A 15,369-nucleotide genomic window follows, 5' to 3' on the forward strand; every position below is an offset into this window, starting at 1 on the left:
CTCCCCGCGTGGAGGGAGGACCGGTTCAGCGCGCGCCATGGCCGCCGAACTGGACGCCGAAGAAATCGCCCTTGTTCCAGCGCGGCCGCGCGTCGGCATCAGCGACGGCGCGCGCCGCGGCATAATTGACTCGGGTGAATTTCACTGCCGTCGCCCAGTCGATCGGTAGCGCCATGTCGTCCGAGGGCTTGTGATAGTGATTGGCGAGGAAGTCCTGCTGCGCCGCCGCGCCGGGTCCGCCGGGGCCGGTATCGATCGACACGGCGGGGATGCCCGCCTGGACGAAGCTGTAATGGTCCGATCGGATGAAGAACATCTCCTCGGGCGCGGGGTCGGGGACGACTTTCAGTCCCTCCGTCGCCGCCGCCGCGGCATAGGTCGCGCCGAGGCTCGATCGCTCGCCGCCCAGCACCACGATGTCCTGCATCGCGAAAGTGAGGATCGGCATGTCGAGATTGATGTCGGCGACCAGGCTGCTGCCCGTGGGCAGGCCGGGCTGCGCGGCGAAATAGCTGGAGCCGACCAGCCCCTTCTCCTCGGCGGTGAGCGCGACGAACAGGATCGACCGGCGCGGGCGCTGGCCCGATGCCTGGAAGGTGCGGGCGACTTCGAGCATCGTCGCGATGCCCGCGGCATTGTCCATCGCGCCGTTGTAGATCCTGTCGCCCTTTTCCGGCTCACCGACGCCGACATGGTCGAGATGCGCCGAGACCACGAGATATTCGCTCCTGAGCGCAGCGTCCGAGCCTTCGAGGATTCCGACGACGTTGCTGCTGCGCTTCGTGGCGACGCGGGTGCTCGCCGCCAGCTTGAGCGTGCCGACCAGCGGGCCGGTGGGCAGCCGGGTGCCGCGGCGTTCGGCGCCGAGCACGTCGCGCCACTTGATCCGCGAGCCGGCGAACAGCTTCTCGGCGCCCGCCTGCCCGACATAGCCGACCACCGGTGCGCCGGGGGCGACGCTATGCGCCTTGCCGTCGGGGGCGACCCAGCTGGTGCGCTCGTAGTTGTAATAGGGCGCCATCGCCTCGATCGGGAATTCGGCGCGGCGCTCGATCGATTCGAGGATGATCACGGCCTTGGCGCCGCGGGCCTGGGCGAGCCGCGCCTTCTGGTCATCGTCCCCCAGATGCGCGGCGACGTCGTCGGGCAGCCCGGCGGGCACGCCGGCATAGAGCGCGACGATCTTGCCGCGCACGTCGAGCCCGCGATAATCGTCGCGCTTGCCCTCGGGATAGACCAGGCCATAGCCGGCGAAGACGACTTGCCCCTCGGCAGTGAAGTCCGGCGTGGTCGGGATGCCCTGGTTGACGAAGTCGATGCCGAACTGGAGCGGGATCGCAGTGCCGCCGCGGGTAAGCGTCCATTTCGCCTTTTTGGCCGGGCGATAGGTGACGAGGCCGACCGGCTGGAGCCAGCCCTGCTCGCCGCCGGGCTTGAGCCCTATTCCTTCCATCTGCGCGGCGACATACTCGGCGGCGATGTCATAGTCGCGCGTCCCCGCCTCGCGCCCGCGCAACGAGTCCGACGCGAGGAACTGGACATGCGCCTTCAGCGCCGCCTGTTCGGGGGGAAGTTGCTGGGCGGAGGCCGGGAACGCGAAGAGCAATGCGGCGAGGAAAATTTTCCTCCCTAGGGAGGAGGGCAAGGTGAAGGGGCTGCGCGGCAGGCTCATTTCGCGCCCGGGCCGCCGTACAGCGTCCCGAAGAAATCGCCCTTGTTCCACAGCGGACGCTGGTCGGCACCGGCGAGCGCGCGGGCGATCGCATAGTTGAGCTTCACGAAGCGGACGCCCTGGCTGAAATCGATGAGGCTCACCTCGTCCGACGGCTGGTGATAATGCTTCTCGCCGAATTCCTCGATCGCCGCCTTGCCCGGGCCACCCGGGCCGGGCTCGAGCGACACCGCGGGAATGCCGGCGCGGACGAAGCTGTAATGGTCGGAGCGCACGAAGCTGGCCTGTTCGGGCGCCGGATCGGGCGTCAGCTTCAGCCCCTCGGCGCCGGCGACCGCCGCCACCGTCGGCCCGATGCTGGTGCGATCGGCGCCATAGGCGACCAGATCCTCGAACTTGTAGGTGAGCACCGGCATGTCGAGATTGACGTCGGCGACGATGCTGCCCTTGGGCACGGTCGGGTTGGCAGCGAAATAATCCGAACCGACCAGGCCCTTTTCCTCCGCAGTGACCGCGACGAACAGGATCGAGCGGCGCGGGCGCTTGCCGGTGGCAGTGAATGCCTTCGCCACTTCGAGCATCGCGGCAGTGCCGACGGCATTGTCCATCGCGCCATTGTAGATCGTGTCGCCCTTCGCATCGGGCTTGCCGACGCCGACGTGATCGAGATGGGCGGAGATCACGACATATTCGCCCTTCAGCGCCGGGTCCGATCCTTCGAGCAGACCGACGACATTGTTGGCGGTGAGCGTCTTGATCTCGGTGTTGGCGGTGCCCTGGGCGACCACGCCGAGCGCGCCGGTCGGGAGTTTCCTGCCTGCCTTGTCGGCGGCGAGGACATCGGGCCATTTGATCTTCGAGCCGGCGAACAGCTTTTCGGCGCCGACCATGCCGACATAGGCAAAGGCGGGGGCGCTCGGCCCCTGCGCATGCGCCCGGCCATCGGGATCGGCCCAAGTCATGCTCGAGCTGTTCCAATAGCCGATGCTCGCCTCGAACGGGAAGACGGCGTGGCGGGTGTTGCCCTCGATCAGGATCACGCCGACTGCGCCGCGTTCGGCGGCGGTGCGGGCCTGTTCCTCGGGCTGGCTCAGATGCGCGCGGACTTCGCTCTGCAGCGATTGCGGGGCATCGCGCAGCACCGCGACGATCTTCCCCTTCACGTCGAGGCCCTTGTAGTCGTCATGGCCGGTGGCGCGGTCGATCACGCCATAGCCGGCAAACACCACCGGCGCCGACAGCACGAGCGTCGCCTCGCGCGCGTTCGATCGGGCGACGAAGTCCTTGCCCCATTCGAGCGTGGTCGTGGTCGCACCGCGGGTGAGCGTCAGCGTGCCGTGATCGGCGCCCTTGAACGACACCAGCGGCACCGGCTGGAGCCATGCGCCGTTCGCTGCGCCGGGCTTGAGCCCGGCGGCGAGCATCTGCGCGGCGACATATTGCTCGGCGACGGCGAGTTCGTTCGAGCCCGTATCGCGCCCCCGCATCGCGTCCGAAGCGAGAAAGGCGACATGCGCCTTGAGCGCGGCCTCGGCCGGGGGGAGTTCCTGCGCGAGGGCCGGCGTGGCGAAGAGGAGGGGGAGAAGGAGCAGGGAGGTACGCATCATCTTGCCTTCATTCCCCTCCCGGAGCGGGGAGGGCAGGGAACAGTAGCCCCTCCCTTTGCGGGGAGGGGCGTTGAAGTCACTTCTGCATCGGTCCGCCGAACAGCGTGCCGAAGAAGTCGCCCTTCTTCCACATCGGCTTCTGGTCCGCGTCAGCGATCTCGCGGGCGATGCGATAATTGACGTCGACGAAGCGCGCGCCCGATTCCCAGTCGATCGCCGGCAGCTGGACGAGATCGTCCGAAGGCTGGTGATAATGGGTGCTCAGGAACGCATCGGTCGCCGCCTTGCCGGGGCCCTTCTCGCCCGGCCACAGGAAGACCGAGGGAATGCCCTGCTGGACGAAGCGATAATGGTCCGATCGCACGAAGAACGCCTCGTCGGGCCGCGGATCGCCGCCCACGCCTACGCCGAGTTGGGCAGCAGCGCGCGCCACCGTCTCGCCCAAAGTCGAATGCGCCGCACCGAACGGAGTCACGTCCTCGAACTTGTAGTTGATGATCGGCATGTCGAGATTGACGTTGGCGACGATGTCCGCCTTGGGCACCGTCGGGTTCTGGGCGAAATAGTCGGAACCGACCAGACCCTTCTCCTCGGCAGTGACTGCAAGGAACATGATCGATCGCCGTGGCGGCTTGGCCGAGGTCTTGAAGCGCTTGGCCTCCTCGATCAGCGAGGCGATGCCGACGGCATTGTCCATCGCGCCGTTATAGATCGTGTCGCCCCGGGCATTGGGCTTGCCGACACCGACGTGATCGAGATGTGCGGTGAGCACCACCACTTCCTTCGACAGCGCCGGATCGCTGCCCGGCAGCATGCCGGCGACATTGTAGCTGGTGATCGGGCTCGCCGCGGTCTTGAGCGCGACGGTGAGCGTCGCGGGAAGCGGCATCGCCTTGAAGGTCGCGCCGTCCTTCTTCGCGGCTTCGAGGATTTTGGCCCAGGGCGTCCGCGCGCCGGCAAACAGTTTGGCCGCGCCGGCCTGGCTGATCGTGCCGAGGCTGGGGCTCGCCGGAGTCGGGATGTAGCCGCTGCCGTCGGCGCGCGCCCAGGTGACACGGGGCCGATCCCAGGTGGCAGCGATCGTCTTGAACGCATAATTGCCCCGGCCGGCGATCGGCGATTCGAGCGTGACATAGCCGACGGCGCCGCGCTTCAGCGCGATCTCGGCCTTGGTCGCGGCGCTGCCGAAATGGGCGCGCTCCTCGGCCGGGAAGCTGGAAGGCGCGCCGGCGAAGAAGGCGACGATCCTGCCCTTCACGTCGACGCCCTTATAGTCGTCGCGGCCGAGCCCGACGATGCCCTGGCCGACGAACACCACCGGCGCGGTCACGGTATAGTCGAGCTTGCTCGGGTTGCCCGCAGGCACATAGTCCTCGCCGAACACGAGGGCGGCCGACGGCCCCTTGCCGGCGATGGCCATGCTGCCCTTGTCGGCGGGCTTGTAGCTGAGCAGCGGCACCTTCTGGAGATACCCGCCGTCGTCGCCCGCGGGGCGCAGGCCGGCTGCGTAGAATTGCGATGCGACATATTGCGCGGCGATGTCATATTCGGCGCTTCCCGCCTCGCGCCCGCGCATCTGATCCGAAGCGAGGAACAGTATGTGGCTCTTGAGTGCTGCCTGGTCGGCGGGCAGCTCGGCGTTGACGATGGCGTTGGTCTGGGCAGGCGTAGGCGCCGCGGCGTCCTGCGCGAGCGCCGGGGCGGCGATCAGCGCGATCAAGCCGAACGGCGCAGTCAATCGAAGCATGTAGAGTCCTCAAAAGTCTGGAATACCGTACCGGTAGCAGCGCGAAACCGTTAGGCAAGCGGACAGTTTCTAGTGGCGGCGAGGGGGCTTGGTCCTATATCGCGATCATGATGGCAGACGCTCAGACCGCAACCCAGGCGCCCGTAGTGACGCGCCGCGAGAATTATCGCGAGCCCGATTGGCGCGTTCCCGAGATCGCACTCGACTTCGATCTCGATCCCGCCGCGACGCGCGTCCGCACGACCCTGTGGGTCGAGCGCAACGGCAGCCATGCCGAGCCGCTGCGGCTGGCCGGCGAGGGGCTGACTGCGCTGGTCGTCCGGGTCGACGGCGTCGTCGCCGAGGATTGGACGATGGAAAGCGGCGGCCTTGTGGTCCCGCTCACCGGCGCCGCGCACAAGATCGAGACCGAAGTCGAGATCGCGCCCGAGCGCAACACCCAGCTGATGGGGCTCTATGCCTCGGGTGGGATCCTGTGCACCCAGTGCGAGGCCGAGGGCTTTCGCCGCATCACCTTCTTCCCCGACCGGCCCGACGTGCTCAGCCGCTACAAGGTCAAGCTGACTGCCGACAAGGCGCGCTTCCCGGTGCTGCTCGCCAATGGCGATCCGATCGCGTCGGGCGATCTGGAAGGCGGCAAGCACTGGGCCGAGTGGCACGATCCCTTCCCCAAGCCGAGCTATCTGTTCGCGATCGTCGCGGGCGATCTCGTCGCCAATCGCGGCAGCTTCACGACAATGTCGGGGCGCGAAGTGCAGCTGGGCATCTGGGTGCGCAGCCCCGATCTCGCCAAGACCGATCATGCGCTCCACGCGCTCAAGCTGAGCATGGCGTGGGACGAGAAGGTCTATGGCCGAGAGTACGACCTCGACGTGTTCAACATCGTCGCGGTGGAGGATTTCAATTTCGGCGCCATGGAGAACAAGGGGCTGAACGTCTTCAACAGTCGCTACATCCTAGCCGACCCCGATACCGCGACCGACTATGACTATGACGCGATCGCCGCGGTGGTCGCGCACGAATATTTCCATAACTGGTCGGGCAATCGCATCACCTGCCGTGACTGGTTCCAGCTCTCGCTCAAGGAAGGCTTCACGGTCTTCCGCGACCAGAGCTTCTCGGCCGATCAGGGCAGCGCCGCGGTCAAGCGGATCGAGGATGTCCGAGGCTTGCGCGCGTCGCAATTCCCCGAGGATGCCGGCCCGCTCGCGCATCCGGTGCGCCCCGACGAATATATCGAGATCAGCAACTTCTACACGGCGACGATCTACAACAAGGGCGCCGAAGTCATCCGGATGATGGCGACGATCCTCGGCCCCGAGAAGTTCCGCGCCGCGACCGATCTGTATTTCGACCGGTTCGACGGCACTGCCGCGACGTGCGAGGATTTCGTCCAGTCGATGGAGCAGGGCGGCGGCGTCGATCTGACCCAGTTCCGCCGCTGGTACAGCCAGGCCGGCACGCCGCGCGTCTCGGCGACGCTTGCGCAGGAGGGCGGCCGCGCCCGCCTCACGCTGCGCCAGCACGTCCCGCCGACTCCGGGCCAGCCGGTCAAGGAACCGATGGTCATCCCGCTCAAGGTCAAGCTGTTCGGCGCGATCACCGGGCGGCCGATGTGCGACGAGCAACTGGTATTGCTCAAGGACGAGACGCACGAGATCGTGTTCGAGAATTTGTCCGAGCAGCCGGTGCTGTCGGTCAATCGCGGCTTCTCCGCGCCGATCGTGGTCGATACCAACCGGACGGCCAAGGACCTCGCCTTCCTCTCGGCGCATGATGACGATCCGTTCGCGCGCTACGAGGCGATGCAGCAGCTGATGCTCGATACGCTGGTCGCGTCGGTCGCCAATGGCGGCACCGACCATACTGCGGTGATCGAGGCAGTGCGCAATACGCTCACCGACCCGGCGCTCGACCGCGCCTTCGTGGCGGAGGCAGTGCTGCTCCCGTCGGACAGCTTCATCGGCGACCAGATGCCGGTGGTCGAGCCCGAGGCGATCTTTCGCGCGCGTGAGGCGCTCCGCCAGGATCTCGGCAAGGCGCTCGCGACCGAATGGCGCGCCGCCTATGAAGGCAGCCTCGCCAATCGCTTTGAATATTCGCCCGCGGCCAAGGGCGCGCGGCGGCTGAAGACAGTGGCGCTCGGCTATATCGCGGCAAGCGGCGCGGCCGATGCCGAGAAGCTGGCGTTCGACCAGTTCAGCGGTGCGGACAACATGACCGACCGTCAGGGCGCGCTGACCACGCTGGTCAACGGCGCCTCGCCGTTGCGCGAAGAAGCGCTGGAGGCGTTTTACAAGCGCTATCAGGGCAATGGCCTGGTGCTCGACAAATGGTTCCAGACCCAGGCGCTGTCGGCGCGCGAGGACGCGCTGCAGGTCGTCGAGCGGCTGGCCGCGCATCCTGACTTCACGCTGTCGAACCCCAATCGTGCACGTTCGCTGATCGGTGCATTCAGCGTCAACCAGCGCGCGTTCCACGACGTGTCGGGCCGCGGCTACCGCTTCGTCACCGACCAGCTGATCGCGCTCGACAAGCTCAATCCGCAGACCGCGGCCAAGCTGCTGCCGCCGCTCGGCCGCTGGAAGCGCTTCGACGAAGGCCGTGCCGCCAAGATGCGCGCCGAGCTCGAACGCATCGTCGCGACGCCGGGGCTGAGCAAGGACATGTTCGAACAGGCGAGCAAGTCGCTGGATTAGGGCAGCGCCCAGCGGTTGCCGGTTCGGGACAAGCCCGGAACCGACGGGCGGGCGGGTTCGTGACAGGGGTGGGGCGGTCCGCTAAGCAACGGTCAACGCGGTCGCAACCAAGGCTATTATCGATGCACTTGTCCCGGAGTCCGGCCGCCGAGCACCGGGTCATGCCGCGCTGATGCCAGGCGAGAGCCCCGTCGCGGCGGTACGTGCGCCGCGCCTGCCGCCGCTTGCTGCACTGCTCGATACGGTCCCGAACTGGGCGATCCTGCTCTTCGCCGCGATCGTCGTGCGCGCCGTCGCGTTCGGCAACCCGGTCGTCCATGTCGATGAGGAATTCTATTTCTACACGGCGCAGCGCATGCTCGACGGCGCCCTGCCGTTCGTCGACATCTGGGATCGCAAGCCGATCGGGCTGTTCCTGATCTACCTCCCCGGCGCGGCGTTCGGCCCGGTGGCCGGGCTGTGGGTCTATCAGGCGATGGCGCTGGCCAGCGTGGTGCTCACTGCCTGCCTCATCCTGCGGCTCGCCGACCATGCCGGCTGGGGCCGGGGCGGGCTGGTCGCAGCGCTGCTCTACATCTTCATGCTCGGCTATGGCGACGGACAGAGCGGCCAGGCGCCGGTCTTCTACAATCTCCTCACCGGCCTTGCGATGCTGCTCGCCTTGCCGTGCGCCGCCTCGGCCGATTCCGATCCGCTCCGCCGCGGCAAGGCAGTCGCCGCGATGGCGCTGATCGGGCTGGCGCTGCAGGTCAAATATTCGGTGCTGTTCGAGGGCATGTTCCTTGGGCTCTGGCTGTTGTGGCGCGAACATCGCCTCGGCCATGGGCCGGACCGCATTGCGCGGTTCGGGCTGAGCCTGGTCGCGACGGCGATGCTGCCGACGATCATCGCCTGGGGCTATTACGCCGCGATCGGCCAAGGCGAGGCGTGGTTCTACGCCAATTTCGGCTCGATCTTCGATCGCCAGAGCGATCCTGCGCTGGTGTTGCTCGGCGCCTTCCTCAAGGTCGCGCTGATCCTCGGGCCGCTACTCGTCGTCAGCGGGCTGTCGCGCCATGTGCCGGTCAGCGACGAAAGCGAGCGTCCGGTGCGCGCGCTGATGTTCGGCTGGCTGATCGCCGCGGTGGTCGGGCTCATCCTGTTCGGCACCTGGTTCAATCATTATGCGCTGCCGGTGATGCTGCCGGCCTGCGTGTGCTGCGCGGGGTTCCTCGGCAGCAATGCGATCGGGCGGAAGGTCGTCACGCCGATCCTGCTGCTCGCGGCCGGGGTCGGCGGCGAATATACCGTGTGGAGCGCGAAGTGGCATCGCGGCGACGCCGCGCAGCTCGAGACGCTGGTCGAGGCGATCGGGCATGGCCGCGGCTGCCTCTATGTCTATTCGGGCAATGTCAGCCTGTATGGGCATAGCGGGCGGTGCACGCTGTCCGACTGGGTGTTCCCCAGCCATTTGTCGCGCGAGCGCGAGAATGGCGCGATCGGCGTCGACCAGCTTGCCGAGATCGCGCGGATCTTCGCGCGCAAGCCGGAAGTCGTGGTGATGGCGCCGGCCTTTTCGGGCGAGCGTGCCCAATCGCGTGCGCTCGTCCTCACCAAGCTGCGCGACCGCCGCTACACGCTGCGCGGCCGCTATCCGCTCGGCAAGCTGATGCTCGACGTCTACGCCGCGCCGGGCAGCACCGCGGGGGTCCCGCCGGCACCGCGTTTGGCGGCCAGCAGCCCCTCATAATAGGCCATGAGCTCGACCGTGTGGTCGCGGTCGCTGCGCACCTTGCCGGCGGCGACGCGCGCGGCGGCGCGCAGGATCGCGGGCTCGCGTGCGAACATCCGGCGTACCGCTGCGGCGGCCGACAGCGCGTCGCGCGCGGCATAGGTCTCGGCAAACAGCGGATCGGCGATCTCGGCGAACCCGCCTTCGTCTGGCCCGATCAGCGGCAGGCCGGAAGCCAGCGCCTCGGAGGCGACCAGCCCGAACGGCTCTGCATCCGATCCGTGGATCAGCGCGTCGCAACTCGCCATGATGCGGGAGAGGCGGACGCGGTCATAGACCGGGCGGAAGATGCGGATATGCGGGCTGCCGGCGATGCGCTGCTCCAGGTGACGCCGCTCGGGGCCGTCCCCGATCAGGATAAGGCCGACCGGAATGTCGGTCGCGGCGGACTCGACGGCGTCGATCACCAGCGGCCAGCGCTTTTCCTTGTGGTGCCGGCCAAGCCCGAGCAGCAGATGCCCCTCGGGCGGCAGGCCGCATTGCTCGAGCAGCGCGATGCGCAATTTCTCGTCGCGCAGATCGGGTGAGAACCAGCTGCGCTCGATCCCCAGCGGCATCGACGCATCGACGGTCATCCCCCGCCGGCGAAAGCGCTTGGCGAGCGCCGGGCCGTTGGTGACGAACGCGTCGTAATGGCCGAGAAAGCGGTTCATGTAGCGCGTGTACCAGGCGAAGGCGCGCTCGACCTGGATCGGCGTGGCGATATTGTCGAGCCAGCGCTGCGGATAGGCACCCATCTGGTCGCCATGCGCGAAGAACACCTTGAGCGACGGCCCCTTCCAGTTGGCGACGGTCCAGGCCGGCAGCCAGGGCGAGCTGCATTCGACGATGTCGGGCTGAAGCTGGTCGAGCAGCTTCCACACCGGCTCGTCCTTGACGAAGATGCAGTAGTTGCGGTCGAGCACCAGTGCCGGCGACTTGACCCACAGGATGCGGCCGCCGCCCGGGCGATCCTCGACGCCGTCTTCCAGTGCGGGGGCGATCACGGTCAGCTCATGACCCATATCGGCCATGATCCCGATCTTGCGATCGATATAGGTGCGCACCCCGCCGCCGGTGGGCGAGTAGAATTCGTTGACGTCGACGATCCGCATGGCCGTCTCCTCAGTCGAGCGGGGCGAAGCCGCCTAGGCCCTTCAGATACTGGGCACGCACGGTGATCTGGCCGCCGCTGGCGGGCACGTTGACCAGCGCCTGGCGGACCTTGGGCCGGCTGCGGCCGAGCCGCGCATTGCTCGGGAAGCCGGCGCCGTCCTGCCAGAAGTTGAACTTGTTCTTGCCGTCGCGGTCATGCGTAAACAGCAGCGCCCATTGCCCCGCGCTCGGCGCGCGGATGCACAGGCTGACGGCACCTGCGGCCGGCGTGGGTGCCCATACGCGGCGCATCTGCTTGCCCTCGGCCTTGATCGTGCGGTCGTCCTTGAGGAAATCCTCCTCGTTGCCCGGATAGAGCTCGAGCTTGAGGCGGCCGCTGCGATCCTTGAGGCCCGTTACGTTGACGTACAGCTTGGGTCCCGATCCCGCAGCGCAGGAGCCGTCGAGCGGGTCCTGCGCGCGTGCGGCGCCGGGCAGCGCCACCGCGGCCAAGGCGAGGGAGAGAAGGGCAGGGCGAATCATTGCTTGTTCCTCGTGATCAGTGCGTGCGCGCTGAAGCCCGCGATCAGCGCGACATGGGCCAGGAGCGTCAGCGCCGCGATCAGCGCCATCAGTTCGGGAAGCGCCTCGCCCTGGCCGATCACCACGCCGGCGATCGTCGCGAAAGCGACTTCCTTGTTGGGGACGAGCGGCAGGCGCCAGACGAGCAGCCGGCCGGCGGCCATCAGCAGCCAGAAGCCGATCGAGACTTCGGGGAGCGCGAAATGCCACGCGACGGCGATGAGCAGCGAACCGGTGAGGATGCGGGTGCAATGCACGCCGAAGATCCACCACAGCATGCTGCGCGGCAGCGAGAATACGCGGCGCGAAAAGATCATGAAGGGGAGCGAGGTGCCGATGATGATCGCGATCGATCCCCACACCCAATATTGCTGGGTGCCGGTGAGCAGGCCCATGCCGAACGGTGCGGCGAGCAGGATCATCGCCAGCGTGACCGCGTTGCCCGCGATCGCCGACAGGATCGTCACGTCCTTCACTGCGCCAAACGGCGCCGCGACCATCTGGGTGCGCTGGCGTGCCCAGGCGTAGAAATAGGCCTCGCCCGAATAGCCGATCAGCACTTCGTTCGAGATGCGCTTCTTGTGGAGCGCGGCCATGCCGGCGATCGGGATGTTCCACAGCCGCTTGAAGATCACATAGTCGAAGGTCGGCGGCCCCAGATAATAGAGCAGCAACGCGATATAGAAGAGCGGGTGCGTCGGAAGCCGGCGCGACAGCCCGGCCAGCCCCGAATCGAACAGCTCGTGCGCCAGCGCGCCGATCATCAGCAGCGTCAGCGCGCCGCCGAGCAGCATCGGCCAGCGCCGCCTGATCTTTTCGACGGGCTCCAGGCCCGCAAGGTCCGGCGTGCTCGCCAACGGAGCTTCGACAGCGCTGGTGTTCACCGAAGCCTCCACTGCTGGTTCGTTCACTGGGTCATTTCCGCTGCAGACACGTCAAAACAAATTTCGCTTTGTTTCCGCGTCTTGCATCGCCCCCCGAATGTGCGCGCCCGTGCGGAGATGGCCAACTGACAGCAGAATGCGGTTTATTGCTGGGGCGATTTGGGCGTAAGCGTGGCAATCTACAAGACATATGTCGCACCGCACCCCCGCCGCCACCGCCCGACACATCCTCACCTGCGCCCAGACGATGCGCGGCGGCGGGGTCGAACGCGCGATGCTGCGCATGGCGCAAGGGTGGCTGCGCGAGGGGCGCCGGGTCACGCTGGTGCTCGGCAGCGACGAAGGGCCGCTGGCTGACGAGATCCCCGCGGGCATCGAACTGATCCAGCTCGAGGACGCCCGCTATTCGGCGCTGTTCCGGCTCGGCGCGCATGTCCGCGCGACCAAGCCGGACCTGATCTTCTGCCCCGGCAACCACTATAGCGCCGTCGCCGCGCTTGCTCGGCTCGACCTCGGCCGCGCCTGTCCGCCGATCGTCGCCAAGGTTTCGAATGCGCTCGTCCGGCCCGAACAGGGCGCCGCCGCCGCCTGGGCGTACCGGCGCTGGCTACGGCTCCACCGGCGCTTCCTCGACCATGTCGTCGCGATGACGCCGGCGATGGCGGCGGAGGCAGTGACGGAGATGCGCATGCCGCCCGAGCGGGTGAGCGTGATCGCCAACCCGCCTGCCACCGCGCGTGCCGACGCCGTGCCGGTCGAACTGCCCGCGGGACGGTACATCGTCGGCGTCGGGCGGCTCGAACCGCAGAAGCGCTGGGACCGGCTGATCGCCGCGTTGCCAAAGATCGCCGATGGCGACGTCCGCCTGCTGATCCTCGGCGAAGGCGGGCAGCGCGCGACGCTGGAAGCGCAAGTCGCGTCGCTCGGCTTGGGTGATCGCGTTTCGATGCCGGGGCATGCCGGCGATCCGCTTCCCGCGCTGCAGGGCGCGGCGGTGGCGGTTCTGACTTCGGATTATGAAGGCGTACCCGGGGTGCTGCGCGAGGCACTGTCGGTGGGGACGCCGGTGGTGTCGACCGAATCGAGCGTGGCGGTGCGCGAAATCGTCGACGGGGCCGAACTGGGCAGCGTGATCGCGCGCGAAGACGCCGTCGGGCTGGTTGCGGCATTGGACTATTGGCTGACGCCGGGGCGCGCGCGCCCTGCGCCTGTGCTGGCGGGCGGCGATCCGATTGCGGACTACCTCGCGCTGTTCGACGGATTGGTGGATGCTCGCGCCGAGGTTCAGCGCATCCGGTAGCGCAGCCCGAACCACAGGGTCCGCGGCGTCGCGCGCTCGATCACTCCGGGGCCGCTGATCCCCGCCTCGATTCGCGCATCGGCGAGATTCTCGGCGCGCAGCTCGGCGGTCAGGCTGCCGGTCAGCGGCAGCGCGGCGACGGCGTCGAAGGTCAGCGCATCGGCGAGTTCGCGGCTGTTCTGGTCGTCTTCGAACTGTGGCGAGGCATAGCGGGCGGTGAGTGCGCCGCCGAGATCGCGTCGCATCCAGGCCAGCGTCGCCGATGCCTGGTGCTGCGCGGTCTGCGCCGGACGGAGATCGTCGAGCGTTGCGGCGGCGCCCGAAGCGCGCACCCGCGAATCGGCAAGGGCATAGGATGCCGAGAAGCTGAGCGGGCCGGTGCCCAGCCGCGCGTCGAGCTCGACGCCGCGCGCTTCGACGGCGTCGAGGTTCTGGCGCTGGCGATATGCACCGGCGGCCGAGACGAAGCCGACGCCGGGGAAGGTGCCGGGGCCTTTGGCGATCGTCACATTGGCGATCGCATCGTCGAGCCGGTTCCAATAGCCGGTCGCGCGCAGCGTCAGTGTCGGGGTCGGGCGCCAGTCGAGCCCGATCTCCGCGCCGGTCAGCCGCTCGGGATCGAGCGCGGCGTTGGCGGCGGTCGCATCGGCGCCGACGCGGAATGGGCGATAGAGTTCGTTGAGGGTCGGCAGCCGCCATCCGCGATATGCCGCCGCGCGGAAGGTCACGGTGCCCATCTTTAGCGCGGCGCCGACACGCCCCGTCGCCTCGGTGCCGCTGCGGTCGGCAAAGCCGAGATCGGTCAGCGCTGCGCCGCCTGCGAGCGGCGTCTCGACCAGCAATCCGTTGGTGATCGTCCAGCGATCGAGGCGACCGCCCAGGTTTAGCGTCAGCGGGCCGGCTTCGTAGCTGGCGTCGGCGAACCCGCCCAGGGTTAGGCTTTCGCCGCCTGCCACGCGCCGGCGCGTCGGGGCGCCTGCGACATAGGTGTAGCGCTCCTGGGTGCGGCCCGAGACGTGGCGCACGTCGCTGCCCAGCCGCAGCGTCACGCCGCCGCCGATCGGGGGCTGGACCTCGATGCGTCCGCCCACGCCGGTGGCGGGCACGCTGTACTGGTCGAGCGTCGCCGTCGCGGCGGTGCGCGTGTCGTTGACGCTGGCGAAGCCGCTCGCGAACTGGCGCGTCTGCAGATAGGCCAGCGCCGACCAGCCCCAGCCGCCGCGCTTGACCAGCCGGATGCTCGCATCGGCGCCGTCGCTGGCGACGCGCGTGAAATCGACGCCGCGGTCGCGCCGGTCGGTGAAGCCCGAGACATTGGCCTGGAGCTCGGCGCCGCCGCCGATGTCGACGACGCTGCGCAGCGCGAGGCTGGCCTGCTCATAGGGTGCTGCGCGGTCGGCCGGGCCGCGCTGCCCCTCGACCACCGGCACGAAGCCGTCGCCGCGCGCATATTGCCCGGCGATCGTGACGAAGCCGCTGCCGAGTGTCGCTGAACCGAGTGCAGTCGCGTCGACGCTGTCGCGGCTGCCATAGGCTGCGCGCAGCTGGAGCGCGCCGAGGTCCGCAGGAGATCCGCTGATCAGGTCGATCGTGCCCGCGAGTGCGCCGGGGCCGGCATAGCCGCTGCCGCCGCCCCGGGTGATGCGGATCGCCGCGAGCCGTTCGGGCAGATAGGCGGGGAACGCCACCCAGCCGCCGAACGGATCGGTCTGCGGCACGCCGTCGAGCACCACCAGCGCGCGGCTCGACGCATTGCCGCCGAGCCCCCGCAGGGTAACGCCCTGGCTGGTCGGGTGTGCCGAGCGCGAGTCGGAGCGGCGGAACTGCGCGACTCCCGCGGCGTCGCGCAGCGCGTCCTCCAGCCGGTTGCTTGCAGTGGCGATGAGGCGTTCGCGCTCGATCGTGACCACGGCATAGGCCGCTTCGCCCGGCGGCGCATCGAGCCCGCGCCCGGTGACGACGATTTCGTCGGGGTCCGTCTGGGCGAGTGCGGGGAGAGGGAGAAGAAGTGCCGCTGCCGCCATCCATAGCCC

Annotated in this window: 10 protein-coding genes; 3 read left to right on the forward strand and 7 right to left on the reverse strand. The window is 68.2% G+C overall.

What is annotated here, in order from left to right:
- Positions 1-25: 25 nt before the first annotated feature.
- The 3 genes from BXU08_RS15005 to BXU08_RS15015 form a co-directional block, all read right to left on the reverse strand.
- A complete protein-coding gene (locus BXU08_RS15005) occupies positions 26-1,672 on the reverse strand; it encodes a M20/M25/M40 family metallo-hydrolase (RefSeq protein WP_077510791.1) in 1,647 nt (548 codons plus the stop codon).
- On the reverse strand, positions 1,669-3,279 hold the full coding sequence (locus BXU08_RS15010) for a M28 family metallopeptidase (RefSeq protein ID WP_150125546.1): 1,611 nt from the start codon (positions 3,277-3,279) through the stop codon (positions 1,669-1,671). Before BXU08_RS15010 ends, BXU08_RS15005 begins: the two co-directional genes overlap by 4 nt.
- Before the next feature lie 76 nt (positions 3,280-3,355).
- Positions 3,356-5,026, reverse strand: a complete 1,671-nt coding sequence (locus tag BXU08_RS15015) for a M28 family metallopeptidase (RefSeq protein WP_077510792.1) — start codon at positions 5,024-5,026, stop codon at positions 3,356-3,358.
- A gap of 110 nt (positions 5,027-5,136) precedes the next feature.
- On the opposite strand from BXU08_RS15015, the gene pepN reads away from it, so the two are divergent.
- Both pepN and BXU08_RS15025 read left to right on the forward strand, forming a co-directional pair.
- Complete coding sequence (pepN, locus tag BXU08_RS15020) at positions 5,137-7,725, forward strand: aminopeptidase N (RefSeq protein WP_077512454.1); 2,589 nt, start codon at positions 5,137-5,139, stop codon at positions 7,723-7,725.
- Positions 7,726-7,897: 172 nt separating this feature from the next.
- Positions 7,898-9,454, forward strand: a complete 1,557-nt coding sequence (locus BXU08_RS15025; RefSeq protein ID WP_077510793.1) for a glycosyltransferase family 39 protein — start codon at positions 7,898-7,900, stop codon at positions 9,452-9,454.
- Here the strand turns inward: BXU08_RS15025 and BXU08_RS15030 are convergent.
- From BXU08_RS15030 to BXU08_RS15040, 3 genes are read right to left on the reverse strand one after another with little or no spacing between them, the layout of a single operon-like run.
- On the reverse strand, positions 9,385-10,590 hold the full coding sequence (locus tag BXU08_RS15030; RefSeq protein WP_077510794.1) for a glycosyltransferase: 1,206 nt from the start codon (positions 10,588-10,590) through the stop codon (positions 9,385-9,387). The genes BXU08_RS15025 and BXU08_RS15030 overlap by 70 nt on opposite strands.
- A gap of 10 nt (positions 10,591-10,600) precedes the next feature.
- On the reverse strand, positions 10,601-11,113 hold the full coding sequence (locus BXU08_RS15035; protein ID WP_077510795.1) for a DUF2141 domain-containing protein: 513 nt from the start codon (positions 11,111-11,113) through the stop codon (positions 10,601-10,603).
- Positions 11,110-12,063, reverse strand: coding sequence for a hypothetical protein (locus BXU08_RS15040; RefSeq protein ID WP_253190388.1), 954 nt, complete (start codon positions 12,061-12,063; stop codon positions 11,110-11,112). The genes BXU08_RS15035 and BXU08_RS15040 overlap by 4 nt, the downstream gene beginning before the upstream one ends.
- 163 nt (positions 12,064-12,226) lie before the next feature.
- Here BXU08_RS15040 and BXU08_RS15045 point away from each other — a divergent pair, with 163 nt between their 5' ends.
- Entirely contained in the window at positions 12,227-13,336 is a 1,110-nt protein-coding gene (locus BXU08_RS15045; protein WP_077510796.1) for a glycosyltransferase, read from the forward strand.
- Here BXU08_RS15045 and BXU08_RS15050 read toward each other — a convergent pair.
- The gene (locus BXU08_RS15050) at positions 13,321-15,360 is read right to left on the reverse strand and encodes a TonB-dependent receptor (protein WP_077510797.1); all 2,040 of its coding nucleotides are present in this window, start codon (positions 15,358-15,360) and stop codon (positions 13,321-13,323) included. The two genes, BXU08_RS15045 and BXU08_RS15050, sit on opposite strands and share 16 nt — an antisense overlap.
- Positions 15,361-15,369 lie beyond the last annotated feature (9 nt).

Source organism: Sphingomonas sp. LM7 (genome assembly GCF_002002925.1).
Taxonomy (GTDB): Bacteria; Pseudomonadota; Alphaproteobacteria; order Sphingomonadales; family Sphingomonadaceae; genus Sphingomonas.

Coding starts and splice junctions, on each gene's coding strand:
- BXU08_RS15005 (WP_077510791.1), bottom strand. CDS start 1,672: ATGAGCCTGCCGCGCAGCCCCTTCACCTTGCCCTCCTCCCTAGGGAGG.
- BXU08_RS15010 (WP_150125546.1), bottom strand. CDS start 3,279: ATGATGCGTACCTCCCTGCTCCTTCTCCCCCTCCTCTTCGCCACGCCG.
- BXU08_RS15015 (WP_077510792.1), bottom strand. CDS start 5,026: ATGCTTCGATTGACTGCGCCGTTCGGCTTGATCGCGCTGATCGCCGCC.
- pepN (WP_077512454.1), top strand. CDS start 5,137: ATGGCAGACGCTCAGACCGCAACCCAGGCGCCCGTAGTGACGCGCCGC.
- BXU08_RS15025 (WP_077510793.1), top strand. CDS start 7,898: ATGCCAGGCGAGAGCCCCGTCGCGGCGGTACGTGCGCCGCGCCTGCCG.
- BXU08_RS15030 (WP_077510794.1), bottom strand. CDS start 10,590: ATGCGGATCGTCGACGTCAACGAATTCTACTCGCCCACCGGCGGCGGG.
- BXU08_RS15035 (WP_077510795.1), bottom strand. CDS start 11,113: ATGATTCGCCCTGCCCTTCTCTCCCTCGCCTTGGCCGCGGTGGCGCTG.
- BXU08_RS15045 (WP_077510796.1), top strand. CDS start 12,227: ATGTCGCACCGCACCCCCGCCGCCACCGCCCGACACATCCTCACCTGC.
- BXU08_RS15050 (WP_077510797.1), bottom strand. CDS start 15,360: ATGGCGGCAGCGGCACTTCTTCTCCCTCTCCCCGCACTCGCCCAGACG.